We start from the raw sequence: 26,130 nt of genomic DNA on the forward strand, positions 1-26,130 counted from the left end.
ACCACCCGGGTTCGGCAGGCCGGCGCGTGACAATGCCGCTGCTTTTTGAATTCTCGCTGAGCAAGAAGTTTCGATCGCTTTGGTGGGAGGACCGTGATGACCGACAATGGGCGTGGTGAGATTGAAACGCGAAGTGAGATCTCACTGCGAGTCAACGATGTGGATTACCGGGTGGCGGTCGACAACCGCAGGACGCTTCTCGACGCGGTGCGAGACGACCTGGGGCTGACCGGTACGAAGAAGGGATGCGACCACGGGCAGTGCGGCGCGTGCACCGTCCTGCTCGGCGGGCGCCGAGTGCTCTCCTGCCTCACCCTCGCCGTCGCCGCCGAGGGCGCCGCCGTCACGACCGTCGAGGGCTTGGCCGGCGACGGCGAGCTGCGCCCGATCCAGGAGGCGTTCGTCCGCCTCGACGGGTTCCAGTGCGGGTTCTGCACCCCGGGGCAGCTCTGCTCCGCGGTCGGGATGCTCGCCGAACACGCGGCGGGCTGGCCCAGCGCGGTCACCCGCGACGGCTCGCCGGAGCGGACGCCGGAGCTGACCGAGGAGGAGATCCGCGAGCGGATGAGCGGCAACCTGTGCCGCTGCAGTGCGTACCCCTCGATCGTGCGCGCCATCCTTGAGGCCTCCGCCCGCGAGGCGGTGGCCGGATGAGGGAGTTCGCCTACCGGCGCACGAGCCGGATCGACGAGGCCCTGCACCTCGTGGCCCGGCACGAGGGGGCGCGGTTCCTCGCGGGCGGCACCAATCTCGTGGACCTCATGAAGGCCGGGGTCGAGTCACCCGCCCGGCTGGTGGACATCCGGAGCCTGACGCTGGACGAGATCGGCGAGACGCCGGACGGCGGGCTGGTGCTCGGCGCGACGGCCACCAACAGCGCCGTCGCCGCCGACCCGCGGGTGCGGGGCCGGTACCCGGCGCTGAGCCAGGCGATACTGCTCGGGGCGTCGGGCCAGTTGCGCAACATGGCGACCGTCGGGGGGAACCTGCTGCAGCGCACCCGCTGCGCCTACTTCACCGACACGTCGGAGCCGTGCAACAGGCGGGTTCCCGGCAGCGGATGCCCCGCGATCGACGGGGCGCACCACAACCACGCGATCCTCGGGTGGACGCGGCACTGCGTGGCCACCCACCCCTCGGACATGGCCGTGCCGCTGATCGCCTTCGACGCGGTGGTGCGGTATGAGGCGCTGGACGGCCCCGGGGCGATCCCCCTGTCGGAGTTCTACCTCCCCGTGGGCGACCGCCCGGACCGGGAGACCGCCCTGCCGGACGGAGCCCTGATCACGGCGGTGACGGTACCGGCGGTCAAGGCCGCCGGGAGGTCGCGCTACCGCAAGGTTCGCGAGCGCGCCTCGTACGCGTTCGCCACGGTGTCCGTGGCGGCGGCGCTCGACGTCCGGGACGGCGTCGTCCAGGACGTGCGGCTGGCACTCGGCGGCGTGGCGTCACGGCCGTGGCGGGCGCGACTGGCCGAGTCCGCGCTCCGCGGCGGCCCGCTCACGGCCGAGCGGATCAGCGCGGCCGCCGACGTGGAGCTGGCCGCCGCCGAGCCGCTGCGCGACAACGCGTACAAGGTGACCCTTGCCCGCAACCTGATCGAGGCGGTCGTGACCGAACTCGCCGCAGACACCGGAGAGGAGAGCAACGGATGAACCCCGACGGCATCACGGCCGCCGTAGGCGAGTCACGGCCGCGGATCGAGGGCCGCCTCAAGGTCACCGGCGCCGCCCGCTACACCGCGGACGTGCCGGTGGCCGGCCTCGCTCACGGCTGGGTGGTCACGGCGACGGTGTCCCGCGGCCGGATCCGGGACATCGACGCCGGCGAGGCTCTCGCCCAGCCGGGAGTACTGGGCGTGCTCGACCATCGCAACGCGCGGCGTCTCAACCCCGACGCCGGCCAGTACTTCGGCCCCGACCGCAGCCTCCCGCTGCTGCAGGACGAGGTCGTCGCCTACGCGGGCCGTCCCATCGCGCTCGTGGTGGCGGAGACGCCCGAGCAGGCACGTGCGGCGGCGGCCACGGTGCGGGTGACCTACGACGCCGAGCCCCACGACATCGAGTTCTCCCTGGCCCACCCGGCCGCGCGCCCCGCGTCCACCCTGTTCGGCCCGGAGGCCGACACCGGTGACCTGGAGGCCGAGCTCGCGGCGTCCGCGCTGGTGGTGGACGAGGTGTACCACACGCCGGAAGAGAACCACAGCGCCATGGAGCCGCATGTCGCGACCGCGTGGTGGCAGGACGGCCATCTCCACGCCCTCGACTCCGACCAGGGGCCGTTCGGGATCTCCCAGGTGATGGCCTCGCTCTTCCTCATCGACCCGGAGCGGGCGCACATCCGCGCCGAGCACGTCGGCGGCGGGTTCGGCGGCAAGACCGTCTGCGGGCCGCAGCTCATCCTCGCCGCGATGGCCGCCGAGCATTTCGGACGGCCGGTACGCGTCGCCCTCACCCGCAGGCAGGTCTTCCTCGCGACCGGGTCCCGGCCGCCGACCGAGCAGCGCGTCCGGATCGGCGCCGACGCCGACGGGCGGTTCCGGGCCGTCCACCACCACGCGGCGTTCGCGCTGTCGCCTCTGGCGGAGTACATCGAGTGGTGCACCGAGCAGGCCCGTACGCTGTACGCGGCACCGGCGATCCGCACGGAGCTGACCGCGGTGCCCCTCGACCTCCTGCCCCCGTGCTCCATGCGAGGCCCGGGCGCGACACCCGGTTCGTTCGCCTTCGAGTCCGCCGTTGACGAGGTGGCCGAGCGGCTGGGGATCGACCCGCTGAGACTGCGGCTGCTCAACCAGCCCGAGGTCGGCCCGGTGTCCGGCCGCCCGTTCAGCAGCCGCCGCCTGGTCGCGTGCCTTCAGGAGGGCGCGCGCCGGTTCGGCTGGGCACAGCGCGACCCCCGCCCCCGGGTCCGCAGGGAGGGCGACCTGCTCGTCGGCACCGGCGTGGCCGCCGTCGCGTTCATCGCCGGGGTCTTCCCCTCCTCTGCGACGATCACCGCGGAGACCGACGGGACCTTCTCCGTCAGGATCGGCGCGACCGACATCGGCACCGGAGCGCGTACCGCGCTGATCGCGGTGGCCGCGGACGCCCTCGGCGTCGGCGTCGAGCGGATCCGCATGCACATCGGCGACAGCGACCTCGGCATGGCCGCGGGGGCCGGCGGATCCCGCGGCACGACGTCATGCGCGTTCGCCATCGTCGAGACCGCGAAGGCCCTGCGCGAGAAGCTCGCCGGCGCCACCACGCCGGTCACCGCGTCGGTCGACACCACACCACTGATCAACTGGCGGCCGGACGAGGACCGCTACACCTACAGTGCCGTGTTCGCCGAGGTCACGGTCGATGTGGCGACCGGAGAGGTGCGCGTACGCCGGTTGCTCGGCATGTTCGCCGTGGGTCGCGTGATCAATCCGCTGCTGGCCCGCAGCCAGTTGATCGGCGGCATGATCGGCGGCCTGTCGATGGCGCTGCACGAGGAGGGGGTCCGCGACCCGGTCACGGGCCGCCTCGTCACCGCCGACTTCGCCGGCTACCACATCTCCGCCCATGCCGACGTGCCCGGCATCGAGGCCGACTTCGTGGCCGACTACGAGCCCCAGGATCCGTCCGGGTTCAACGGCCTCGGTGAGATCGGCAACGCCGGCGTCGCCGCGGCGATCGCCAACGCGGTGTGGCACGCCACCGGCACCCGCCACCGGACGTTGCCGATCAGCCTCGGCCGCGTCGTCGAGTCCGTGGCGGCCCAGGACCGCCCGCAGGCCGTCGGCGTCGCCTGAGCCGCGGCCGTTCCCGGACGCCGCACGGCGGGCGGGCCGGTCGATCGACATGCGAATCAGCACCGGCAGGGACGTCTTGAGGAGGCGGCGAAACTTTCCAAAATCGTCAAGACCGCCTCCTCGGGACGACAGGATGCCCGCTCGGCGCCGCCCCTGACTCTTTCGGTGATTGGACGGAAACTTTCGGCTGCGCCGTACGGCGCCGGCCGGATGCCGGGGCGCCGTACGCCGGTGCGGGCAACTGGTCCCGGCCGGCGGCCGGCTCAGCGGGCCGGCCGGGTCGTGCTGCCGCGAACGACCAGTTTGGTGGCCAGTTCCAGCCGGTCCTGCGGAAGGGGGCCCTCGCCTCGGGCGAGCTCGACGAGCATCCTCGTGGCGGCGGCGGCCATGTCGGTCAGCGGCTGGCGGACCGTGGTGAGCGGGGGGAAGAGGCGCTCGGCCATGGGCAGGTCGTCGAAACCGACCACGCTCAGGTCGTGCGGGATGCGCACCCCGGCCTGGCCGGCGGCCTGGTAGACGCCCACGGCCTGGGCGTCGTTGGAGGCGAAGATCGCCGTCGGGGGCTCGGGCAGGGCGAGAAGACGGCGGGCGTGTGCCATGCCGTCGGCGATGTTGAAGTCGCCCTCGGCGATCAGAGCCGGGTCGATCGGCACGCCGGCGGCGTCCAGGGCGGCCCGGTAGCCGTCGAGGCGAGCCCGGCCCGACAGGGCATGGGCGGGACCGGTGATGATCGCGATGCGCCGGTGCCCGAGGTCGAGCAGATGGCGAGTGGCCGAAAGGCCACCGGACCAGTTGCCCGCACCGACGGACGGCACCTGGTGCCCCGGATCTCCGGTCGGGTCGACCAGGACCAAGGGGATGTCCCGGGTGAACAGTTGCGCGCGCTGGCTGTCGGTGGGACCGGAGAAGACGGCGATGACACCCGTGGGACGCCGGCTCAGCACGTCCTCGATCCATCCCCGGCCGGGTGTGTGACGTCCCTGGAGTTCGGACAGCACCACGGCCAGGCGGTGCTCCTGTGCGACGCGTTCGACGCCCTTGATGATCTCCATGGCGTACTCGCCCTCGAGTTCGTGGAAGACCAGGTCGATGAGGGGCGCGGCACCCGGGCGCTTCTTCTGCCGCCGGTAGCCGTGCCGGTTGATCAGGCTTTCCACGAGGGTGCGGGTCTCGGGCGCGACCGTCGTCCTGCCGTTGACGACCTTGGAGACCGTGGCCGTGGACACCCCTGCCAGTTCGGCGATCTGCGCGATCGTGAGCGGCTGCGGTTTCGCTGGGGAATCGGTCGGCTCCGTCGTCGCGCTCATGGTCGCAGTGTAACTTCCACCGTCACACCCGGCCGATCGATAGTTTCGGCAGACTTACGAAAACTTCATTGACGCTCTCCGGGCATCCGGCCTATCGTCCCGAGTTAACGATCGGCATAGCGACAGAAACTTTAGCTCCTCCTTCCGTCGCCCGCCGACGCCGCGGCCCTGACCACGTCGTTGACGGGCCGCGACCCCCCAGTGACGGGCCGCCGCCTTCCACGGGCCCGCCACCGACCTTAGGAGCATGCATGAAACGCACCTCCCGCTCTCCACGCCGTACGGCCGGGCTCGTAGCCGGGGCCGTGGCGGCCGTGGCGGTCCTGTCCGCCGGCGTCCTGACCGCGCCGGCGCACGCGGACGCCACGCTTGGCCAGTTGGCGGCGGCCAAGGGCCGGTACTTCGGCTCGGCCACGGACAACCCCCATCTGTCCGACCCGGTGTACAAGCAGATCCTGGGCAGTGAGTTCGGCCAGCTCACCGTCGGCAACACGATGAAGTGGCAATACACCGAGCCGTCGGAGGGCCGGTTCGACTACGAGGCCGCCGACACGATCGTCGAGCTGGCCGAGGCGAACGACCAGACGGTGCGCGGGCACACGCTGGTGTGGCACAACCAGCTACCGGACTGGGTCAACAGCGTGCCGTCGGACCGGCTGCTGAACGTGATGCGCAACCACATCACCAACGAGGTCACCCACTTCAAGGGCCGGCTCATCCACTGGGACGTGGTCAACGAGGCGTTCGAAGAGGACGGCTCACGACGGCAGACGGTGTTCCAGCAGAAGATCGGCGACGGCTACATCGCCGAGGCGTTCAGGGCGGCGCGTGCCGCCGACCCGAACGTCAAGCTGTACTACAACGACTACAACATCGAAGGCATCGGCCCGAAGAGCGACGCCGTGTACAACATGGTGAAGTCGTTCAAGCAGCAGGGCATCCCGATCGACGGCGTCGGCATGCAGGCGCACCTGATCCTCGGGCAGGTGCCCTCCACCCTGCGGCAGAACATCCAGCGTTTCGCCGACCTCGGCGTGGACGTCGCCATCACCGAGCTCGACATCCGCATGGACCTGCCGCGCACCGCCGCCAAGGACGCCCAGCAGGCGAACGACTACACCAGGGTCGTCGAGGCGTGCCTGGCGGTATCCCGGTGCGTGGGCATCACGGTCTGGGACTTCAGCGACAAGCAGTCCTGGGTCCCGTCCGTCTTCCCCGGCCAGGGGGCCGCCCTGCCCTACGACGAGAACTACAACAAGAAGCCGGCCTACTACGCCATCACCGCCGCACTCGGCGGCACGAGCAGCCCGTCGCCCGGCGGGGGCGCGTGCGCCGCGGCGTACAAGGTGAGCAGCCAGTGGCAGGGCGGGTTCGTGGCCGAGGTGACGGTGCGCAACACCTCCTCCAGTGCGCTCAACGGCTGGACCGTCACCTGGACCTTCCCCGACGGCCAGCGGATCGGCAACCTGTGGAACGGCAACCTGACCACCAGCGGGTCGTCGGCCACGGTGCGCAACGCGAACTACAACGGCACGCTCGGCGCGGGCGCGACCACCTCGTTCGGGTTCCAGGGCTCCCACACGGGCTCCAACAGGGTTCCGGCCGACGTGTCCTGCACGAGCTCCTGACGACATCGACCATCTGAAGCCCCCGGCATGACCGGCGTCGAGGTGAACCGACCGAGGTGGGCGGCTCGGTGGCTCACCACGGCGTCGGCCGGGGGCACGGTGCCGGACCTCAAGGGCTGAGCCGGCCATCTACGACACGACGATCGCGCAGAGGAACCCATGACCTACGTAGACGCGCCGGGTTTCGCACCATGGCGAGCCCGCGACCTCCCCATCGGCGGACGCGTGGAGGCCCTGCCGGCGCAGATGCCCCTGGACCGCTCCGGCATCCCCGCGATCGCGCACGAGGAGTGCCCCGTGTCCGGCGACGACACCCCGGGCACCGCCGAGGCCGCTGCCCTGGCCATGGACTCCGACCTCGTACTGCTGTCCGCCGGCCGGGCGCGATCGTGCTGATCTCCGTGCGGACCTACGACAACCCGGTGATCGGCGGATTCCATCCCGACCCCAGTGTGTGCCGGGTCGGCGAAGACTACTACCTGGTGTGCTCCAGCTTCGAATACTTCCCCGGAGTGCCGATCTTCCACAGCCGCGACCTGGTCCACTGGCGCCAGATCGGCAACGTGCTCGACCGGCCGTCCCAGCTCCATCTGCCGGACGACGTGCCCGCCTCCCGCGGGATCTACGCGCCCACCATCCGCCACCACGACGACCGGTTCTACATGATCACGACCAACGTGAGCGGCCGCGGCAACTTCCTCGTCACCGCCGACCGCCCCGAAGGCCCCTGGTCGGACCCGGTCTGGCTCGACCTGCCCGGCATCGACCCCGACCTGGCCTGGGACGACGAGGGCTCGTGCTGGTGCGCCACCTCCGGCAACCATGTGGCCCGCGTGGACCCGGTGACGGGGAAGGTGCTGGAGGGCCCGCTCCCCGTGTGGTCGGGCACCGGCGGCAAGTACCCCGAGGCGCCCCATCTGTTCCACATCGGCGAGTGGTGGTACCTGCTGATGTCGGAGGGCGGCACCGAGCGCGCGCACGCCGTCTCGATCGCCCGCGCCCGCTCGCCGCGCGGCCCGTACGAGCCCTGCCCGGCCAACCCGATACTGACCCACCGCGGCACCGACCGGCCGATCCAGAGCACCGGCCACGCCGACATGGTGCAGGCCGCCGACGGCACCTGGTGGATGGTCCTGCTCGGAACCCGCCCCCGCGGGCACACGCCCGAGTTCCACGTCCTCGGCCGCGAGACGTTCCTCACGCCCGTCCGATGGGTGGACGGGTGGCCGCTCGCCGGACCGGTCGAGGCACGTCACGAGGCCCCCGCCGCCTGGCACCCCCTCCCTCCGCCACCGGTCCGGGACGACTTCGACACCGAGACGCCGGCACCGTACTGGATCTCGCCGCGGAGCCGCCCCGGCGGCTCCTGGTCGCTGACCGAACGGCCCGGCTGGCTGACGCTGCACGCCACCGGCCCCACGCTCGACCGTCCCGGGCACACCTTCTTCGGCCGGCGCCAGCAGCACCACGACTGCCGCGTCACCGCACGCCTCGAACCGGGCCAGGCCCGAGCGGGGCTGTCGGTACGGCTGGACGAGGCCCACCACTACGACATCGAGGTGCACGACGGCGAGGCCAGTGTGATCGCCAGGATCGGCCCGCTGCGTCAGAGGGTGGCCAGGACGTCCGTACCCCCCGGACCGCTCACCCTCGTGATCCAGATCCGTACCGCTGAGACGCCTCCACCGGCCCCCACCCTGACGGGAGAGGCGGAAACCCGGCCGCTCGGCGTCGGCGTCCACGGGCCGGATGTGATCGCCTTCGCCGCACGAGCAGGTGAGGAGTACGTCCACTTGGCCGAGCTGGACGGCCGATACCTGTCCACCGAGGTGGCCACCGGATTCACCGGGCGGGTGATCGGCATGTACGTCACCGAGGGCGTGGCGGCCTTCGACTGGTTCGACTACGAATGGAGTCACGATCCTTCCGCCGCACCTTGTCCGTGACGCCGTTCCGCCCGGACTGCGAGGACGCCACATGGGTGACAGATCGGCCGGACGGATGGCGCCCCTCACCGGTCGTACCGGTCACGCGGTCCCGGAGCGCCAGCCGTGCTTGATGAGCAGGTTCGCGGCGTCCTCGGCCACGTCGCGATCGGTCACGATGTCGTACTTGTCCGCCACCAGGGCGCTGCGGGAGACGTAGCCGCCGCGCCTCCGGCCGACCAGGTAGGCGCCCAGCCCGAAGGCGGCGCCGGACAGCGCGCCGTACAGGATGCCTCCGAGCACGAGCAGCGGCGCCGGGCCGGACGCGATCAGGGCCGTCAGCAGGCCGGCCGCGAGGCCGAACCACGTGCCCGCGGCGGCGCCGGCGCCGGCGGCGCGCGGCCAGGTGAGCCGGGCCAGCACGGTCTCGACCAGACGCAGATCCGAGCCCACGATGGCGGCCTTGGCGACGGGGAATCCCTCCCCGGCCAGGAAGTCCAGGGCCCGGCGGGCCTGCTCGTATGTGGCGTAGGACCCGGCCACCACCCGGTCGCCGAGGCCGGGCGTGCCGCCGGGAGCGTACGCCGTGGGGGCGGGGGTCAGCAGTGCCACACATCCTCCTTCATGAAGCGAACCCATGAACCGGGCTCATGAACCGGGCTCACGAGCCGAACGGATAGGCCGGGCCCGGCTGCCAGAGCGGCCGCGACGGACGGGTGTCCACCTCGCCGTCGGGCTTGCCGGGCGCCGCGTCCGGCAGGTACGCGGGCGCGACGAGCTGGTGTGGAACATGGCCGACGTGGCCTACGGCGAGGAGGGCCACCCGGCCGGCGCCCGGCTCACCCGGCGCGAGCGGCTGGAGACGGTCGCCAGGGCGCTGTGGCGCGTCTACCGGAGGCATCCCTGGCTGCCGCACCTGACCCCGCTCGGCCGGCCCCTCCCCCTGCCGGGGGTGGCCGCCCACGGCGAGCAACTGCTGACCGCCCTCGACGGCCTCGGCCTGGAACCGGCGGCCATGCTCGACATCGAGATCCTGATCTACTCCTACGTGCAGGGACTGGCCGTGCACCTGGAGCGGGAGGCCCAGGCGATGTCGGCCACCGGCCTGTCGGAGCAGCAGTGGCTGGACCGGCAGCTCACGGGGCTGAACGCGATAGCGGCCTCGAACCGCTTCCCGCGGTTCGCCAGTCTGATCAGATCGCTGGACGCGCAGGGCTACGACTTCGACCTCGACAAGCTCTTCGAGTTCGGCCTCGCCACGCTCCTCGACGGCCTGGCCCTGGACGGGTAGCCCCGCGGGCGCTCGCGCGGCGGCAGGGGTCGTCGCCGCGGTTCGATGACGGCGGGGTAGTCCAGGTCGTACCAGTCGATGGCGAAGTGGCAGCGGCTCCAGCCGAACGGGATGCCCCAAATGCCTACAGGAAAAGTGGACAATAGCCGCGCCTACCGCCTACGATCCGCGTGTGAGACCCGCACGACTCCTCGGGGCCGCCTTCCTGCTCAGCGCTTTCGCGCTCGCCGGCTGCTCCCAGGGCACCACCGCAGCCCCCGCCTCCCCGTCCTCCGCTCCCCCGGCCACCGGACCGGCCGGCCCCACCGCGCCGGTGCCGCCGAAGTTCGCGTCCGGGGAGGTCAGGATCGCGCTGGTGCGCCAGTTGTCCTCCGGCGACTACTTCGAGCAGTGGCTGGCCGGCGCCCAGGCCGAGGCCAAGGCGCTCAACGTGACGCTGGAGGTGTCGAGCGGCGACGGCAACAACGACAAACAGGCGCTCAACCTGGAGCAGGCCGTCAACCAGAAGGCCGATGCGATCATCGTGGACCACGGCTTCGCGCAGACCGTGCAGCCCGCGATCAGGAAGGCGGCCGACGCCGGCATCCCGCTCGTCGCCTTCGACGTCGATCCGGGGACCGACAAGGCCGTGGTGCTCTCCCAGGACGACCACCGGATCGCCGAGCAGGCGCTGGGCGCGCTGAAGGCCGACACCGGGGGCGCCGGCGAGGTGGTCTACGTGTACGTCGCCGGCTTCGCGCCGCTGGACCGGCGCAACGAGACCTGGACCCAGTTCAAGAAGGACAACCCGGGCATCGAACAGGTCGCCCAGATCGGCGTGGTGAACAGTTCCACCGCCTCGGCGGTCGCCGACCAGGCCAAGGCCGCGCTTCAGGCCAACCCGGGCGTGAAGGCGATCTTCGCGCCGTACGACGAGTTCGCCAAGGGCGCCGCGCTGGCCGTCAAGGAGCTGGGCCTTCAGGACAAGGTCAAGGTCTACGGCGCCGACGTCTCGACCGCCGACATCGCCGTGATGACCGAGCCGGGCAGCCCGTGGGTGGCCACCGCCGCCACCGACCCGTCCAACGTCGGCCGCGTCGCCGTACGCGCCGCCGCCCTGCTCGCGGCCGGGCAGGACGTCGCCGCCGAGCTGAAGGTGCCGCCCGCGCTCATCACGCAGAAGCAGTTGCGCGATGGCCGCATCGCCAACATGGAGCAGCTCAACCAGGCCATCCCCGCCCTGCGCACCCCCGACGTGGCCCGCGTCCCCTGGGCGCCGTCGTCGTGACGGCGCCGGTACCCCCGCCCGTCGTCGCGGTGTCCGGTCTGGCCAGGTCGTACGGGGCGACCCGGGCGCTCGACGGCGTCACGCTGGAGGTGCGCCCAGGGGAGATCGCCGGGCTGATCGGCGCGAACGGCGCGGGCAAGTCCACCCTGATCAAGGTGCTGTCGGGCGCCGTGCGGCCGAGCGCGGGCACGATCACCCTGGACGGCCGGCCGTTCGCGCCGGCCGGGCCCCTGGACGCCCAGGCGGCGGGCGTGCAGACCGTGCACCAGAACATCGACGACGGCGTGGTCTTCGGCGCCACCGTGGCCGAGAACCTGACCTTGGACTCCATCGCCCGGCGCGGCGGGCGATGGTTCAGCACGCCCGCGCGGATCAGGGCCGAGGCCGGCGCGGTCGCGGAGGCGGCCGGGCTGGCGCTGCCGCTCGACGCGCCCGTGGAGACCCTGCCGGCCGGGGCCCGCCAGCAGATCGTGATCGCCCGCGCGCTGGCGCGTCGGGCCCGGCTGCTCATCCTGGACGAGCCGACCTCCACCCTGTCCGCGGCCGAGGCGGACGCGCTGGCGCGGAAGGTGCGCCGGGCCGCCGCGTCGGGGGTCGCGGTCCTGTACGTCTCGCATCGCCTGGCCGAGATCGAGAGCCTGTGCGACCGGGTGATCGTGCTGCGGGACGGCCGCGTACGCCGTGTCTTCACCGCTCCGCTGCGCCGTGCGGCGATCGTGGAGGCGATGCTGGGCGAGTTCGCCGCACCCGTCGCACCCGTCGATGCCGCCGCACCCGCCGATCGCGCCGGGAGAAGGACGGTCGGCGCCGCCGTGCTGACGGCCGCCGGCGTGCGCGCGGCCCCGGGCGGCACGCCCTTCGACCTGGACCTGCGCGAAGGGGAGGTGCTGGGCGTGACCGGGCTGCTCGGCTCGGGCAAGACCGGACTGCTGCAACAGCTCGGCGGCGCGCGCCCTCTCGTGTCGGGGGAGATGAGGCTGTGCGGCGCGCCGTACCGGCCCGCGCACCCCCGCGCCGCGATCGCCGCCGGGGTCGCCTACGCCGCGGAGGAGCGCTCGGCCCAGGCGATCGTGCCCGGCTGGTCGGTACGCGCGCACGTGACGCTGCCCACCCTGCGCGCGCACAGCCGCGCCGGGCTGCTCTCGCGCCGCTCGGAGACCGCGGCGGCCCGGCGCGTGTCCGCCCGCTTCGGGGTGAAGGGGCCCGGCGCGGAGGCCCCCATCGAGACGCTTTCGGGCGGCAACCAGCAGAAGGTCGTGGTGGGCCGGTGGCTGGAGGCGGCCCCGAGGGTGTTGCTGCTCGACGAGCCGTTCCGCGGCGTGGACGTGGGCGCGCGCGCCGACATCGGCCGCGTGGTCCGCGAGGCGGGGACGATGGCCGTGGTGGTGGCGTCCTCGGACCCGCAGGAGATCGTCGAGGTGGCCGACCGGGTCCTGGTGCTGCACGAGGGGTCGCCGGCGGGGGAACTGCGCGCCGCCGAGGCCACGCCCGAGCGCCTGGCGGCGCTGATGTCGGGAGGCGCCGCGTGACCGCCACCGGGACCGCGGGCACCGATCGCGCGCGGCACGGGACCGCCAGCGCCGGGGCGCGCGCGGCGGCGACGGCGTACCGGTACGGCCTGCCGGCCCTGCTCGTGGCGATGGTGGCGATCTTCAGCATCCTGCGCCCGGCCTTCGGCACGTACGCCAACGCGCTGATCGTGCTGCAGTCGGTGTCGGTGGTCGGCGTGGTCGCGCTCGGCGTCACCGTCTCCATGACGACCGGCGGCTTCGACCTGTCGGCCGGGGCGTGCGTCGGGGCGGTGGTCATGGTGACCGCGCTGGCCATGGTCAGGTTCAACCTGACCGGCGGCACCGCGATCGTGGCCGGGCTGCTGACCGGGCTGCTCGTGGCCGGGGTGAACGTGCTGCTCACCGTGGTGGCGCGGGTGCCGGACCTGGTGGCCACGCTCGGCACCATGTTCCTGTTCCAGGGCCTGGCGCTGATCCTGACCGGCGGCCAGTCGGTCGCCGCCGGGATGACCGTGGACGGCGCGCCCGCCCCGGGCCGCTACACCGAGGGGTTCGCCTGGCTCGGCGGCGGCTCCATCGGCACCGTCCCCGTGCCGGTGGCCGTCTTCGCCCTGCTCGCGCTCGCGGTGTACGTGCTGCTGCACCGCAGCCGCTGGGGTCGCGCCCTGTACGCCATCGGCGGCAACGCCGAGGCCGCCCGGCTGGCCGGCATCCGGGTGGCGCGCTACCGGGCGCTGGCGTACGTGGTGTCCGGGCTGTGCGCGGCTGTGGCCGGGATCATGCTCTCGGCCCGGCTGGGGCGGGGCGACGTCGGCGCGGGCGACCCGTACCTGCTGCAGTCGGTGGCCGCGGCCCTGATCGGGTACGCGGTGCTGGGCGCCAACCGGCCGAACGCGCCCGGCACGGTCGTGGGCGCGCTGTTCATCGGCGTGATGATCAACGGCATGACGATGTTGAACGCCCCCTACTACGCGCAGACCTTCGTCCAGGGCGCCCTTCTCGTCGGCGCGCTCGTGGTGAGCTACACCCTGACGCCGGGCCGGCGCGCCGCAGGCCCCGGCCGCTGAGCCCTCGATACGGGAGCCCCTGACCGCGCAGCGCCCAAGGAGAAAACCGGCACGATCAGACGTTGACGTGACATGAGCGATTCGGGCGGTGAGCCGGGCCGTTCAGCCGACAGGGTGCGCGCGGGCGTGAGAGCGAAGGTAGCGGCCGGGTTGCTCATCGTCCTGGCGGTTCCGGCAGGGCTCGGGGTGGGGCTCGGCGCGCTGTGGGCCGCCGCCGCGGCCAGTGGCAACCGGTACGTGGCGCTGGCCGTGGCCGCGCCCGCGCCGGCGGGCGTCGTCTGGTGGCTCTGCCGGCTGACGCTGCGGCGCGTGGCGCGCTCGCGGGTCCGGCGCTGGGTGCCGATCGCGGTCGCCGGGGTGGAGCTGGCGGTCGTGGCCGTCCCCCTCGCCGGCCTGCTGTTCGGCGGGCCGCCGTACCGGCCGATCGTGGACGGGCCCGGCACGCGGTATTGGGACCTGCCCACCGGCTCGCGTATCGCCTACGCCCGCACCCCGGCCCAGGGCGAGCGCCGGGACACCCCGGTGATTCTCGTCCACGGCGGGCCGGGCGCGCCGGACGCCGAGCCGTCGCCGCTGGCACCCGCGCTCGCCACCGCGGGCTTCGAGGTGTACGCCTACCACCAGGTGGGCGCGGGCCTGTCCAGCCGCCTGTCCGACGTACGCGGCTACACGATCGCCCGGCACGTCGCCGACCTGGACGCCGTCCGGGCCGCGATCGGCGCCGACCGCGTCGTGCTGGCCGGCGAATCCTGGGGCGGCCAGCTCATCGCCGCCTACCTGGCCGCGCACCCGGACCGGGTGGCTCGCGCGGTCGTGGCCTCGCCCGGGACGATGTGGTCCCCCGCCTTCCCGGACAACCGGAAAATGACCGAGGGCGGGCTGCGCGACCAGAACCGGGCACTGTGGGACCATCCTCGCTTGCTGCTGGGCGCCGCGCTCATCGAGGTCGCGGGGCCACGCGCCGCCCACGCGCTGCTGCCGGACGAGGCGATGGACGGCGAGTTCGAGTCCCTCGTCGGAGAGCTCGACATGCGGGCGGGATGCCCCGGCCGGCCACTGCGGGTGCCGCCGTCAGGGCTGGGGTTCTGGGCCAACGTCATGACCACGCGCGACGCCCTCCAGGTCGCCGATCCCCGGCCCGCCCTGCGCCGGGTCGCCGTGCCCGTGCTGGTGCTGCGCGGCTCATGCGACTATCTGGCGCCCGAGGTCGCCCGCGAGTACGCCGACGTGCTGCCGAACGCCGTCTTCCGCGTGATCGACGGATCCGGCCACGCCATCGCCCGCGACCGGCCCGGCGAGTACCGGGAACTGGTCACCGCGTTCCTGCGCGACCGGTAAGGCAACGAGCACGGCTCCCTGTTCACTCTCGTCACCGCCCTCGCCGGACCGCAGGCCGCGTCGTGTGATCGTCATGCTTCAGCGGGCCGGTGAGGCCCGTCCTGCTGCACCTCGTGCCGGCGGCGGCCCGGCCGGGAGAGGCGGCCGGTCGAGCAGGGCAAAGCAACGCCCTGGAGAAGGTCATCTTCTTCCCGGGCCGAGACGGCCCGGCCCGTTCTCGGAAACAGGGCGAGGGAAGGAGGAGATGCGGATGTCGGATCACAGGCCGTCCGGAGCCTGAAAGCCGCAGGCCCTACGACCCATATTCCAAAGGAGATCCACCATGCGTGGAGCAGTTCTGTACGCCCCGGGTGACGTCCGCGTCGAGCAGCGCCCGGACCCGGCGATCATCGAGCCGACCGACGCGATCATCCGCCTGGCGGCGACCTGCATCTGCGGCTCGGACCTGTGGCCCTACCGGGGGGTGGAGAAGCTCGACGGGCCGGCCCCCATGGGCCACGAGTACGTCGGCGTCGTGGAGGAGGTCGGCAGCCAGGTCACGACCATCAGGCCGGGTCAGTTCGTGGTCGGCTCGTTCTGGGCCTCCGACAACACCTGCGAGCTCTGCCGGTCGGGCTATCAGAGCGCCTGCGTCCACCGCGTGCTCATGGGCACGCTCGGCACCCAGGCCCAGCTCGCGCGGGTGCCGCTCGCCGACGGGACGCTCGTCGCGACCCCCGATGTCCCGGAGCCGGACCTGGTGCCGAGCCTGCTGGCCGCCTCCGACGTGCTCGGCACCGGCTGGTTCGGCGCCGTCGCCGCGCAGGCGGGGCCGGGCAGGACCGTCGCCGTCGTCGGTGACGGCGCCGTCGGCCTGTGCGCCGTCCTGGCCGCCAAGCGGCTCGGGGCCGAGCGGATCATCGCGATGAGCCGGCACGCGCCCCGGCAGGAGCTCGCCCGGCAGTTCGGCGCCACCGACATCGTCACCGAGCGCGGCGACGAGGGCGTGGCCAGGATCAAGGACCTGACGGGCGGGCTCGGCGCCCATGGCGTCATCGAGGCGGTCGGCACCCAGGAGTCGATGCTGCAGGCCATCCGCTCCACCCGTCCCGGCGGCCATGTCGGCTTCGTCGGGGTCGCGCACGACGTGGCGCTGCCGGGCGACGAGCTGTTCTTCTCGCTCGTGCACCTGCACGGCGGTCCGGCGCCGGTGCGCCAGTACCTTCCGGAGCTGATCGAGCTGATCTGCGGCCGTGAGATCGACCCGGGCAAGGTCTTCGACCTGACCCTGCCGCTGGACCAGGCGGCCGAGGGCTACAAGGCCATGGACGAACGCCGCGCGATCAAGGTCCTCCTGCAGCCCTGACCGGCCACGCCGATCGGGCGGTCCGGGACCGGCCTCGCTGCCCGCGTCCACCCCGGCGGCCCGGTGCCGGTCCCCGGCCCCCGCACGCCTGCCCGCCTGGTCCTACGGCCTGTGGCTGTCCACCTCGTTCACCACAGGCTACGACGAGCGGACGGTGACCTCCTTCATCGACGGCATGGCCGAGCGCGACCTGCCGCTGTCGGTCTTCCACTTCGACTGTTTCTGGATGCGCGAGTTCAACTGGTGCGACTTCCAGTGGGGACCGGCGCGTCTTCCCCGACCCCGAGGGCATGCTCGCCCGCCTGCGCGCCGAAGACCTGCGCGTGTGCGTATGGATCAATCCCCTACATCGGCCAGCGCTCGCCGCTGTTCGCCGAGGCCGCCGGGCACGGCCTCCTTCTCAGGCGCCCCGACGGCTCCGTCTGGCAATGGGACATGTGGCAGGCCGGCATGGCGCTCGTCGACTTCACCAACCCCGAGGCGAAGCGGTGGTTCCAGTCGAAGCTGCGCGCGCTGCTGGACCAGGGAGCGGACGCGTTCAAGACCGACTTCGGGGAGCGCATTCCACTCGACGTCGCCTACCTCGACGGTTCCGCCCCCGAGCGGATGCACAACCTCTACACCCACCTGTACGACAGGGCGGTGTTCGAGGTCCTGGAAGAGGAACGCGGCAGGGGCGAGGCGGTGGTGTTCGCCCGGTCGGCGACCGCCGGCGGCCAGCGACTGCCGGTGCACTGGGCCGGCGACTCCTGGTTCGAGCTACGCGTCCATGGCGGAGACCCTGCGCGGCGGCCTGTCGCTCGCGTTCTCCGGCTTCTCCTTCTGGAGCCACGACATCGGCGGCTTCGAAGGCACCCCGGACCCCGGCGTGTTCGAACGCTCGGTCGCCTTCGGGCTCATGTCCTCCCACTCGCGCCTGCACGGCTCGTCGTCCTACCGCGTGCCCTGGGCCTTCGACGAGGAGGCCGTGGAGGTGACCCGCCTGTTCACCAAGCTCGAGCTGCGCCTGATGCCGTACCTGTTCCAGGCGGGCGTGCAGGCGCACCACAGCGGAACACCCGTCATGAGGCCCATGGCGATGGAGTCCCCCGGCGACCGCAACGTCACCTACCTCGACACCCAGTACATGCTCGGCCCCGACCTGCTCGTCGCGCCCGTCTTCACCCCGGACGGCACGGTGGAGGTCTACCTGCCCGACGGCACGTGGACGAACTACCTGACGGAGGAACGCGTGGAGGGCGAACGCTGGCGCACCGAGACGCACGGCTTCACCTCGATGCCGATATACATGCGTGAAGGGGCCGTGTAGCCCATCGGGGCCAGGGACGACCGTCCGGACTACGACTACCTCGACGGCCTGACCCTGCGCGTCTACCCCGGACCGGACGGCGAGACCACCCTCACCGTCACCGACCCCGCCTCCGGCGCGCCCACGATGTTCACCATCACCCGTTCCGGCGGGGACGTCGCGGTCTCCTCCTCCCTCGCCTCCGGCTGGACCTGGGAACCCGCCTGACAGCGGCCTCCACCGGCAGGGTCCGGCGCGACCCGAGTTCGTCAGCAGCCCGCCTGATCATCCCCGGATGCGAGTGGCCTCGCCCGACCACTCCTTCTCGCGCAGCTCGTACTTCTGCACCTTGCCGGTGGAGGTCTTGGGCAGCTCGGGGACGATTTCGACCTCGCGGGGTGCCTTGTAGCGCGCGATGCGTGATCGCACATGCTCCAGCAGGTCCGCCTCGGTGGGGTTTCTCCCCGGCCGCGGGACGACGAACGCCTTGGGCCGCTCTCCCCACTTGGGATCCGGGACGCCGATCACGGCGACCTCCAGCACGTCGGGGTGCGAGGCGACGGCATGCTCGACCTCGACCGTCGAGATGTTCTCGCCCCCGGAGATGATCACGTCCTTGGCCCGGTCGCGCAGTTCGACGTAACCGTCCGGGTGCATCACGCCGAGATCGCCCGTGTGGAACCAGCCCCCGGCGAAGGCCTTCTCCGTGCCCTCCGGGTCCTCGAAGTAGCCCTTCATGACGTTGTTGCCGCGCATCACGATCTCGCCCATGGTCCGCCCGTCGGCCGGCACATCGGCCATGTCCTTGTCGACGACGCGCATCTGCTCCGCCTGCAGCATTCCGACGCCCTGCCGGGCCTGCAGCGCGGCCCGCTCCTCGGGCTCCAGGTCGTCCCACGCACGCTGGTAGACGTTGACCGAGTAGGGGCCGTAGGTCTCGGTGAGCCCGTAGACGTGCACGATCCGGAAGCCCATCCGCTCCATCCGCAGGATCGTGGCAGGGCTCGGCGGCGCCCCCGCCGTGGTGACGACGAGCTGGTAGTCGAGCCTGCGCGCCCGCTCGGCCTCCATGATCGTGGTAACGACGGTGGGCGCTCCGTTGAGGTGGGTGACCCGGTGTCGGTCGATGAGCTCCCACACCTTGTCGCCGCGCACCTCGCGCAGGCAGATCTGGGTCCCGCCCGCCGCCACCAGCGCCCACGTGGTGCACCAGCCGTTGCAGTGGAACATCGGCAGCGTCCACAGGTACACGCTGTCGGCGTTGTGCGCGGAGTGGAAGATCTCGCCCAGCGAGTTCAGGTACGCGCCACGGTGGGTGTACACCACCCCCTTGGGGCGGCCGGTCGTGCCGGAGGTGTAGTTGATCGAGATCGGCGAGCGCTCGTCGCCGACCGCCCACACCAGCTCACCCTGGTCTCGTGTCGCGCCGGCGAGCAGGTCGTCGAACGCGATCGCGCCCGGGACCTCGACCGTATGGCCGGGGCCGAGCGGGTCGGCCGCGACGGCGATCGTACGCACCGTCTCCAGCGCCCCGGCGATCGGAGCGATCGTGGCCGCGTACTCGGAGTCGACGACGAGCACGGTGGCGCCGGAGTGATCAAGGATGTAGCGGACCTCCTCGGGCGCGAGCCGGGTGTTGATCGCGACCAGCACCGCCCCGGCCAGGGGCACGGCGAAGTGCGCGGCCAGCATCTCCGGCACGTTGGGCATCAGGTAGGCGACCCGGTCCTCCGGGCGCACCCCGGCGGCGCGCAGCATGCGGGCCCGCTGCTCGACCCGCGCGGCGAACTCCCGGTACGTCCAGGTGTTCTCGCCGTGCACGACGGCCACGCCGCCGGGGTAGACGGCGGCGGACCGTCGCAGAAACGACAGCGGCGTCAGTTCCGTGATCCAGGTGTCCATGCGTGTGCTCCTGACTGGTCAGCGGCGCGGGCGGGGTCGATGACCGGCTCGCGGGTGAGGACGGGGATGTCGGGGTGTCCTCCTGCCTCGTCCGGTTCCGGGGCCTGTGGCCGGGCGTCAGTTCCCGGCGATTCTCAAAACGACTTTCCCGACGATTCCCTGCGCCGCCCTGTCGTGCGCGGCGGCCACCTGCTCCAGCGGATAGGGAATCACCGGCAGCGCGGAGAGGGCGCCGACCGCGAGCGCGCCGGACGTCCACCGGATCGCGTCGGCCAGTTGCCCGGGGGACAGTCCGTAGAGCAGCACGAAGGCGAGCGTGGTGTTCGCCTTCATGAACTCTCCGACCGGCAGGGCCAGCTCCCCCTCCGCGGCGTAGACGGCGATGGTGCCGGAGGAGCCGAGCACGGCCATGTCCAGGTCCAGGTTCGCCGCGATCGCGACCTCGACGACGCGATCGACGTGATTCGCGAAGTCACGGATGCGCCGGGCCGCGTCCGCGTCCGTGTAGCGGACGACCAGGTCGGCGCCCGCTCCCTCCGCCAGGGCGCGCTTCTCGTCCGAGCTCACGGTGGCCACGACCCGCGCACCGGCGTGCTTGGCGAGCTCGATCGCGTAGTGACCCACCGCTCCCGCTCCCCCCGCCACGAGGACGGTCTGCCCCTTCAGCGCCTCCGGGTTCCCGCCCAGGCAGTGCGCGGCGGTGAGAGCGGGTACGCCGAGACAGGCGCCCAGGTCGTCGGAAGCGTCGTCGGGCAGGGGCACCGCCCGCGAGGCGGGCACGACGGCGTACTCGGCCGCGGTCCCATAGCGGTTGTCGAAGGCCGCCAGATACAGCCACACCCGCTGCCCGGCGGCGAGCCCGGCGACGCCGCTCCCCACGGCGTCCACAACGCCCGCGCCGTCGTGGTGGGGGACCTGGAATCCGTCCGGCATACGCCCGGCGTACCCGGCGCGCGTCTTCCAGTCGGTCGGGTTGATGCCCGAGGTGACGATCCGGACCCGGACCTGACCCGGGCCCGGTTCCGGCGGTTCGAGCTCGACGACTTCGAGCACCTCGGCGGCAGGACCCGGCCGGCGGTAGACCGCTGCTCTCATGCCCCCACCACCCGCCGGCTCGTCAGGAAAGGCGCGACTTCACCAGTTCGCAGTAGTGCCGGATCGCACGGTCCACGTCGTAGCGGGGACGCCATCCAAACTCCTCCTCCATCCGAGTGCCGTCCAGCGCCATGTAATAGCTGGCCTCCATCTTCATGGGATTCAATCCCGGGCCCACTTCGAGCGCTGCTTCTGGAATGACTCTGCGAATCGCGTCCGCGAAATCGCGCACCGACACCGCCCTCCCGCCGGCCACGTTGTAGGCGTGGTGACGAGGCGGTTCCGGGGCCAGCGCGACGCACGCGACGGCGTCGGCCACGTCGAGGACGTAAATGATGTCGTCCCGCTCGTCTCCGCCCTGCTCCACCGTGAAGGCACGGCCCGACGCCGGGAGCTCGATCATCGAACTGTAGGTGTTGATCGGACCGCTGTGACGCTGCAGTCTTCCCGGCCCGAAGACGGTGGCGAAGCGGAGACTGACGCATTCGACCGCGGAATTGCGTCCGTACCACTCCATCACGTTCTCCGCGGCCGCCTTCGTGATGCCGTACATCCCGACCGGGCGCAGGTCGTCGTCTTCGGAGATCGGCTCGTAGGCGGGGAACCCGTGCTTTCCCGTGGCGGGCGCGTACACCGCTTTCGAGCTGGTGTAGACGACGCGCCTCACACCGGCCGCGACCGCCGCCGCGCAGACCGCGGCGGTTCCGCCGACGTTCACCGAGATCGCCGTGCCCGGGTTCGATTCGCAATCGACGAATGCGGCGAGGTGGATGATGCATTCCGGTCGAAGTCGCGACACGGCGCGGGTCAGTTCTTCGCCGTCGCAGATGTCGCCGACGACGAGCTCGACCTTTTCCGCTACGTCCTCGATCAGTGAGGTGTCGGCACGGTTCTCGACGATGGCTACTTCGTGGCCGCGGCCAAGAAGTTCCCGAACCACCCACGAGCCGTTCACACCCAGTCCACCCGTCACCATCAAGCGCACGTCGCCTCCCTGTCGTCCTGTTCGCTCGTATTTGCTCGGCCCGGCGTCACCGGCCGTTCGCGGCCAGGCGCCGGAGCGACGGGACCACGGGCGCGTATGCCGACATGCCGCCATCGACGACGATCACCTGGCCGTTGATGAACGCCGACTCCGGCGAGGCCAGGAACAGAGCGGCCAGCGCGACGTCGTCCGGCCGTCCGAGCCGGGGCGCGAGTACGTGATCCAGCATCACCTCGGTCTGCGCCGCGGAATACATCTTCTCGGTCGCGGGCGAGACGATATGTCCGGGGACGATGACGTTGCAGCGAATTCCCTGCTTCCCGTATTGGGTGGCCAGGGACTTCGACAGGCCGATCACCCCGGCTTTCGCGGTCGCGTAAGCCGGGCGGGATTCGAGGGAGAGCCAGGCGGCGAGCGAAGAGGCATTGGCGATGCTGCCCCCGCCTGCCCGCGTCATATGCGGCACAGCGTATTTCGCGGTCAGGACGCAGCCCATGAGATCCACGCCCAACTGCCGCAGCCACACCGACGGGTCGGCGTCGGCGACGAAGACGTCCTCGGCGATCACGCTCCGGTCGGAGGCGTAGTTCTGCAGGACGTCCAGGCCGCCGAAGCTCTCCACCGCGAACTCGACGAGGCCGGCGACCTGGGTCTCGTCCGAGACATCCGCAGCGTACGGTTCGGCGACACCACCGTCGTCACGGATACGATCCGCCGTCAGCGTCGCCTTCGACTTGTCCACGTCGGCGACGACGACCTTCGCGCCCTCGCGGGCGAAGAGTTCCGCCGTCGCCGCTCCGATTCCCGAACCCGCTCCCGTTATCAGCGCTGACTTCCCGGTCAATCGACCTGTAGTCGATCCCATGCTCACTCCCTCAGGCCAAACCTTCCAGGTGGGCCGTCTCTCGCGCCTTGGACTGTTTCCGTTCGACAGCCGCGATCACGACCGTCAGCGTGACGGCGCCGGCCGCGGCCATGTACCAGGCCGGCGCCAGGCTGTTCCCCGAGAGTTCGATCTGCAAAGTCGCGGCGAACGGCGCGGTGCCGGCGAAGATCGCGGAACCGAAGCCATAGGCGATTCCGAATCCGGAAACCCTGACCCGGGTGGGGAACAACTCGGCGAAGAGGGCCGGAATGGCGCCGCCGAACGCGGCGACGGGGATCCACAGAATGAGTTGCCCGAGGAGCGCCGGGCCGAATCCCTTGAGTCCGATGATCAGCAGGCTGGGGTACGGCAGGGCCACCGTCATGACCGACGCGAAGATGAGGATCGGCTTCCTGCCGTACCGGTCCGAGAGATACCCGAAGACGACCACCAGACAGACCCCGACGGCCGCGGAGAGGACCACGGTGGTGAGCGCCTGCAGCGCGGGCAGACCGATGACGTTGCGGATGTAGGTCAGCACGAACGCCTGAGCCGTGGACGACGCGATGTTGAAGCCGACACAGATCCCGATCACCGTCAGGAACGCCGGCCAGTGTTGTTTGAACAATGTGCGCAGCGGGCTCTTCGCCCGGGCGTTCCCGGCCTGGATCTCCTCGAACTCAGGCGACTCCGCGATGCGGTAGCGCAGATAGAGCCCGGTCACCAGCAGCGGGAAGCCCAGCAGGAACGGAACGCGCCAGCCCCAGCCGTCGAGGTCCTGCGGCGACATCGCCCACGTCAGGATCAAGACCACGAGGGCGCCGAGCACGCTCCCCAAGGTGGAGGAGAAGAAGGCGTACGATCCGTAGAGCCCGCGGCGATGCCGAGGCGCGTGCTCGACCAGAAAGCTGGCCGACGCGCCGAACTCCCCGCCCACCGACAGCCCTTGGAGCAGCCGGGCGATGCACAGGAGCACTGGCGCCACGATCCCCGCCTGGGGATAGGTCGGCATGACGCCGATGAGCACCGTGGTCACCCCCATGATCAGCACTGCGATCGCGAGCGGGATCTTGCGCCCCCGCCGGTCCGCGACCCGTCCGAACACGATGGCACCCACCGGCCGCATGACGAAGCCGACCCCGAAGAGGGCGAACGTGGACAGGATCGCGGCGAGCGGTTCATGGGACGGGAAGAAGAGCTTGGAGATGACCGGGGTCAAGGACGCGAATATCGCGAAATCATAGAATTCCAGAGCGTTACCGGTGCCCGCGGCGACGACGGCCCGGCGCGAGACGGAGGTGGCGCGTCGGCGTCCCTCTTCCGATGGTGTCCTGTTGTCCGCATCCACTGGAGATGATTGGGACATCGCTGTCCTCCGATCGTGGGGTCTGTACGGGTGATCAGCTGAATGAACCCGGCTCATGCGGGTTCGACCCGACGGCGTCCATGGGCACCGGTCCCCCACGCTCGCTTCCCGAGCGCCGGCGCGCGACAGATGACTTTTGTTCGGATCAGGCGGTGACTCGGTCCGTCACGCGGTCGAGCGCGGGTGCGACATCCTCGGCGAAACGCCGAATTCCGCGAACCGTCTCGTCGTGCCCCATATGGCCGGCCTGACCCATGATCAGCAGATTCCCGAATCCGCCTACGTGGTTGTAGAAGCGTTCGATCTGTCCAGCGACGGTCTTCGCGCTCCCCGCGAAGACGATTCCCCGAGCGATGAGCTCGTCCAGCGACATCGACGTCAGGTCGGGTATCGGCGAGGAGGCCGGGGCGCCCGGCGCGGACGACCGCTGACCGCGAAGGCCGGCGGCCCGGACGAAATACGGCATGTAGCCCGGCGGGTAGGCGAACTGCTTGGCGACCTTGTTGGTGTGGAGGTACCACAGCAGCTTGCGGGCGCCTTCGAAGCCCTCCTCGTCGGTTTTCCCGGCATAGACGAGGGCTGCGTAGCCGAACTTCTCGTCGCCGGGCGGCCGCTTGCCCGTCTCCGCACAACGGTCGCGATACCCCTGGAAGAGCGCTCGCGTGCCCTCGAACCCCGCCAGGAACGTCGCGACCCGATAGTCGTGGTCGGCGATCCGGGTGACGCTGCCGGGATTGACGGCTGAAATCCACACCGGCGGGCTGGGCTGCTGATAGGGCCGCGGCCAGATGTTCACCTGGCGGTGGTGAAAGAACTCCCCCTCCCAGTTGAACGGCCCATCGTGAGTCGACCAGGCACGCGTGATGAGCTCGATCGCCTCCCACATGCGCTCGGTCATGCGTACTGGTCTGGAGTTGGTCGCGGCGACCTCGTACTGCACGCCACGTACGAATCCGACATCGAGGCGGCCGTGGCTGAGCAGATCGACAAGGGCCATCTCCTCGGCGATGCGAACGGGGTCCACGCGGTTCGCGACCGGGTTTCCCAAAATCAAGATCCGCGCCCTGGTGGTGACCCGCGCGAGCACTCCCGCGACAACGGGCGCGGCCGAGTTCATGCACGTCGCGGTCGAGTGGTGTTCGTTGACCATCACGTTCAGGCCGCATTCGTCCGCGACCTGCCACTCGCGGATGTAGCGGTCCCACAGGCCGGCGGCCCGTTCGGGATCGATGACCCCGTTCGGCAAGGTGACGCGTATCGAGTCGTAGCTCTCGGGATCGGGCAGATACGGGTAAGCCGTCTCGCTGAAGTGCCAGTACTCCACGGGAGAGGCTCCTTTCCTGTTCCGGGCGGGGTCAGAGGGCGAGGTCGCAGATCAGCTTGGCGACCTCCTCGGGGCACTCGACCTGTGCGCGGTGCCCGGCCTGGTCGATCTGCTCGAATCGCGCGCCGGGGATCCTTCGGGCGAGGCCACGGCCGTACTCCGGCGTGACGATGCCGTCCCGGCCACCCCAGATGACAAGTGTGGGCACGGCGATGCGCCACATCCAGTGGATCAACCGGGGGTTGTGCATGTACGGCTCCCACCCGTACATCGCGAGAGCCTCCTCATTGCGCGCCATCTCAAGGACGTCCTCCACCCGCGCACTCGCGAGGTCACCCATTCCGAGGCTCGCATCCGCGTACAGGCGCCGGTCCAGCTCCGCGTGCGGCGTCGCGAAGACATCGACGACCTCCCGGTCGAGCGGCCCGCCGAGCTTGACGCCCAGCGTGTCCACGAGCACGAGACGGGAGATCCGCGCGCAGCTCCGCACCGCCATTTCCATGGCGACCCAGCCGCCGAACTGAAGGCCGACGAGCGTGACATCGGTCAGCCCGGACCGGTCCAGCCAGTCGAGATAGATGTAGGCGAGATCGTCGACGGATGTGCACCAGTCCGGTCGCGGTGAGCGGCCGAAGCCCGGGTGGGTCGGCGTGACAACGGAGAACTCTTTCGCCAGTGCTTCCACGAACGCGGTGTTCTCCCGGGCGCGCTCGGCTCCGGGGAGCACCAGGGCGACTCGGCTGTGGGTTCCGTCGAAGCGGGCCTCCAGGTGGACACCGTTTCCGAACTCGACGCCGCTGTGGGCGTCCACTAGGTCGAGCGTCTGCACAATGCCTCCAACAGGGGCT

Annotated in this window: 22 protein-coding genes and 3 pseudogenes; 16 read left to right on the plus strand and 9 right to left on the minus strand. The window is 71.2% G+C overall.

Translation table 11 applies throughout. The annotated features are described in order from the left end of the window. Positions 1-96: 96 nt before the first annotated feature. Genes HNP84_RS26015 through HNP84_RS26025 form a run of 3 tightly spaced genes read left to right on the plus strand, consistent with a single transcriptional unit; the run spans position 97 to position 3,778 of the window. Positions 97-654, plus strand: coding sequence for a (2Fe-2S)-binding protein (locus HNP84_RS26015; RefSeq protein WP_185052520.1), 558 nt, complete (start codon positions 97-99; stop codon positions 652-654). Next, positions 651-1,655 carry an FAD binding domain-containing protein gene (locus tag HNP84_RS26020; protein ID WP_185052521.1) on the plus strand — a complete coding sequence of 335 codons (1,005 nt, stop codon included), beginning with the start codon at positions 651-653 and terminating at the stop codon, positions 1,653-1,655. Before HNP84_RS26015 ends, HNP84_RS26020 begins: the two co-directional genes overlap by 4 nt. After that, on the plus strand, positions 1,652-3,778 hold the full coding sequence (locus tag HNP84_RS26025) for a xanthine dehydrogenase family protein molybdopterin-binding subunit (RefSeq protein ID WP_185052522.1): 2,127 nt from the start codon (positions 1,652-1,654) through the stop codon (positions 3,776-3,778). The genes HNP84_RS26020 and HNP84_RS26025 overlap by 4 nt, the downstream gene beginning before the upstream one ends. Before the next feature lie 263 nt (positions 3,779-4,041). On the opposite strand, the gene HNP84_RS26030 is transcribed toward HNP84_RS26025, so the two are convergent. Next, entirely contained in the window at positions 4,042-5,085 is a 1,044-nt protein-coding gene (locus tag HNP84_RS26030; protein WP_185052523.1) for a LacI family DNA-binding transcriptional regulator, read from the minus strand. Positions 5,086-5,336: 251 nt separating this feature from the next. Between HNP84_RS26030 and HNP84_RS26035 the strand changes: the two genes are divergently transcribed. The 3 genes from HNP84_RS26035 (at position 5,337) to HNP84_RS26045 (ending at position 8,659) form a co-directional block, all read left to right on the plus strand. Continuing rightward, positions 5,337-6,713, plus strand: coding sequence for a glycoside hydrolase family 10 protein (locus tag HNP84_RS26035; RefSeq protein WP_185052524.1), 1,377 nt, complete (start codon positions 5,337-5,339; stop codon positions 6,711-6,713). Positions 6,714-6,872: 159 nt separating this feature from the next. Beyond that, positions 6,873-7,109 carry a hypothetical protein gene (locus HNP84_RS53460; RefSeq protein ID WP_185052525.1) on the plus strand — a complete coding sequence of 79 codons (237 nt, stop codon included), beginning with the start codon at positions 6,873-6,875 and terminating at the stop codon, positions 7,107-7,109. Further along, entirely contained in the window at positions 7,103-8,659 is a 1,557-nt protein-coding gene (locus HNP84_RS26045) for a glycoside hydrolase family 43 protein (protein WP_312925715.1), read from the plus strand. The genes HNP84_RS53460 and HNP84_RS26045 overlap by 7 nt, the downstream gene beginning before the upstream one ends. Positions 8,660-8,740: 81 nt before the next feature. Here HNP84_RS26045 and HNP84_RS26050 read toward each other — a convergent pair whose 3' ends face one another. Next, positions 8,741-9,250: a YflT domain-containing protein gene (locus HNP84_RS26050; protein WP_185052526.1), complete on the minus strand. Its 510-nt coding sequence runs from the start codon at positions 9,248-9,250 to the stop codon at positions 8,741-8,743. A gap of 178 nt (positions 9,251-9,428) precedes the next feature. Here HNP84_RS26050 and HNP84_RS26055 point away from each other — a divergent pair, with 178 nt between their 5' ends. From HNP84_RS26055 to HNP84_RS57120, 10 genes and pseudogenes are all read left to right on the plus strand, one after another. Next, a complete protein-coding gene (locus tag HNP84_RS26055) occupies positions 9,429-9,929 on the plus strand; it encodes a TetR/AcrR family transcriptional regulator C-terminal domain-containing protein (RefSeq protein WP_185052527.1) in 501 nt (166 codons plus the stop codon). A gap of 172 nt (positions 9,930-10,101) precedes the next feature. Continuing rightward, positions 10,102-11,196, plus strand: a complete 1,095-nt coding sequence (locus HNP84_RS53465) for a substrate-binding domain-containing protein (protein ID WP_185052528.1) — start codon at positions 10,102-10,104, stop codon at positions 11,194-11,196. Continuing rightward, positions 11,193-12,725 carry a sugar ABC transporter ATP-binding protein gene (locus HNP84_RS26065; protein ID WP_185052529.1) on the plus strand — a complete coding sequence of 511 codons (1,533 nt, stop codon included), beginning with the start codon at positions 11,193-11,195 and terminating at the stop codon, positions 12,723-12,725. Before HNP84_RS53465 ends, HNP84_RS26065 begins: the two co-directional genes overlap by 4 nt. Then, positions 12,722-13,774, plus strand: a complete 1,053-nt coding sequence (locus HNP84_RS26070; RefSeq protein ID WP_185052530.1) for an ABC transporter permease — start codon at positions 12,722-12,724, stop codon at positions 13,772-13,774. The genes HNP84_RS26065 and HNP84_RS26070 overlap by 4 nt, the downstream gene beginning before the upstream one ends. A 126-nt stretch (positions 13,775-13,900) precedes the next feature. Further along, positions 13,901-15,112 carry an alpha/beta fold hydrolase gene (locus HNP84_RS26075; protein ID WP_185052531.1) on the plus strand — a complete coding sequence of 404 codons (1,212 nt, stop codon included), beginning with the start codon at positions 13,901-13,903 and terminating at the stop codon, positions 15,110-15,112. A gap of 322 nt (positions 15,113-15,434) precedes the next feature. Beyond that, positions 15,435-16,457: a zinc-dependent alcohol dehydrogenase family protein gene (locus HNP84_RS26080; protein ID WP_185052532.1), complete on the plus strand. Its 1,023-nt coding sequence runs from the start codon at positions 15,435-15,437 to the stop codon at positions 16,455-16,457. Positions 16,458-16,572: 115 nt separating this feature from the next. Beyond that, a pseudogene (locus HNP84_RS56740) lies at positions 16,573-16,686 on the plus strand (hypothetical protein); the annotation flags it as partial. A gap of 26 nt (positions 16,687-16,712) precedes the next feature. Next, positions 16,713-17,141 (plus strand): annotated as a pseudogene (locus tag HNP84_RS55215) (TIM-barrel domain-containing protein); the annotation flags it as partial. Positions 17,142-17,271: 130 nt separating this feature from the next. Next, positions 17,272-17,766: pseudogene (locus HNP84_RS55220) on the plus strand (glycoside hydrolase family 31 family protein); the annotation flags it as partial. Positions 17,767-17,820: 54 nt separating this feature from the next. After that, positions 17,821-17,973 (plus strand): hypothetical protein, encoded by a 153-nt coding sequence (locus HNP84_RS57120; protein WP_512700964.1) that lies wholly within the window; start codon positions 17,821-17,823, stop codon positions 17,971-17,973. Between the two features lie 57 nt (positions 17,974-18,030). Here HNP84_RS57120 and HNP84_RS26090 read toward each other — a convergent pair whose 3' ends face one another. The 7 genes from HNP84_RS26090 to HNP84_RS26120 form a co-directional block, all read right to left on the minus strand. Next, positions 18,031-19,647: a long-chain-fatty-acid--CoA ligase gene (locus HNP84_RS26090; protein ID WP_185052533.1), complete on the minus strand. Its 1,617-nt coding sequence runs from the start codon at positions 19,645-19,647 to the stop codon at positions 18,031-18,033. 117 nt (positions 19,648-19,764) lie between these two features. Continuing rightward, positions 19,765-20,742, minus strand: coding sequence for an NADPH:quinone reductase (locus tag HNP84_RS26095; RefSeq protein ID WP_185052534.1), 978 nt, complete (start codon positions 20,740-20,742; stop codon positions 19,765-19,767). A gap of 22 nt (positions 20,743-20,764) precedes the next feature. Next, positions 20,765-21,718 (minus strand): NAD-dependent epimerase/dehydratase family protein, encoded by a 954-nt coding sequence (locus HNP84_RS26100; protein ID WP_246518702.1) that lies wholly within the window; start codon positions 21,716-21,718, stop codon positions 20,765-20,767. A 55-nt stretch (positions 21,719-21,773) separates the two neighbouring features. Further along, positions 21,774-22,592: an SDR family NAD(P)-dependent oxidoreductase gene (locus HNP84_RS26105; RefSeq protein ID WP_185052536.1), complete on the minus strand. Its 819-nt coding sequence runs from the start codon at positions 22,590-22,592 to the stop codon at positions 21,774-21,776. A gap of 10 nt (positions 22,593-22,602) precedes the next feature. Beyond that, positions 22,603-23,940: an MFS transporter gene (locus HNP84_RS26110; protein ID WP_221336748.1), complete on the minus strand. Its 1,338-nt coding sequence runs from the start codon at positions 23,938-23,940 to the stop codon at positions 22,603-22,605. 163 nt (positions 23,941-24,103) lie between these two features. Beyond that, on the minus strand, positions 24,104-25,282 hold the full coding sequence (locus tag HNP84_RS26115; protein WP_185052538.1) for an LLM class flavin-dependent oxidoreductase: 1,179 nt from the start codon (positions 25,280-25,282) through the stop codon (positions 24,104-24,106). Between the two features lie 31 nt (positions 25,283-25,313). Continuing rightward, positions 25,314-26,111, minus strand: a complete 798-nt coding sequence (locus tag HNP84_RS26120) for an alpha/beta fold hydrolase (RefSeq protein ID WP_185052539.1) — start codon at positions 26,109-26,111, stop codon at positions 25,314-25,316. Positions 26,112-26,130 lie beyond the last annotated feature (19 nt).

Source organism: Thermocatellispora tengchongensis, from assembly GCF_014202315.1.
Classification (GTDB): domain Bacteria; phylum Actinomycetota; class Actinomycetes; order Streptosporangiales; family Streptosporangiaceae; genus Thermocatellispora; species Thermocatellispora tengchongensis.

Excerpts from the sequence above, each read along its gene's own strand:
- HNP84_RS26015 (WP_185052520.1), top strand. The coding sequence starts at position 97 with ATGACCGACAATGGGCGTGGTGAGATTGAAACGCGAAGTGAGATCTCA.
- HNP84_RS26020 (WP_185052521.1), top strand. The coding sequence starts at position 651 with ATGAGGGAGTTCGCCTACCGGCGCACGAGCCGGATCGACGAGGCCCTG.
- HNP84_RS26025 (WP_185052522.1), top strand. The coding sequence starts at position 1,652 with ATGAACCCCGACGGCATCACGGCCGCCGTAGGCGAGTCACGGCCGCGG.
- HNP84_RS26030 (WP_185052523.1), bottom strand. The coding sequence starts at position 5,085 with ATGAGCGCGACGACGGAGCCGACCGATTCCCCAGCGAAACCGCAGCCG.
- HNP84_RS26035 (WP_185052524.1), top strand. The coding sequence starts at position 5,337 with ATGAAACGCACCTCCCGCTCTCCACGCCGTACGGCCGGGCTCGTAGCC.
- HNP84_RS53460 (WP_185052525.1), top strand. The coding sequence starts at position 6,873 with ATGACCTACGTAGACGCGCCGGGTTTCGCACCATGGCGAGCCCGCGAC.
- HNP84_RS26055 (WP_185052527.1), top strand. The coding sequence starts at position 9,429 with ATGGCCGACGTGGCCTACGGCGAGGAGGGCCACCCGGCCGGCGCCCGG.
- HNP84_RS26080 (WP_185052532.1), top strand. The coding sequence starts at position 15,435 with ATGCGTGGAGCAGTTCTGTACGCCCCGGGTGACGTCCGCGTCGAGCAG.
- HNP84_RS26090 (WP_185052533.1), bottom strand. The coding sequence starts at position 19,647 with ATGGACACCTGGATCACGGAACTGACGCCGCTGTCGTTTCTGCGACGG.
- HNP84_RS26095 (WP_185052534.1), bottom strand. The coding sequence starts at position 20,742 with ATGAGAGCAGCGGTCTACCGCCGGCCGGGTCCTGCCGCCGAGGTGCTC.
- HNP84_RS26100 (WP_246518702.1), bottom strand. The coding sequence starts at position 21,718 with ATGGTGACGGGTGGACTGGGTGTGAACGGCTCGTGGGTGGTTCGGGAA.
- HNP84_RS26105 (WP_185052536.1), bottom strand. The coding sequence starts at position 22,592 with ATGGGATCGACTACAGGTCGATTGACCGGGAAGTCAGCGCTGATAACG.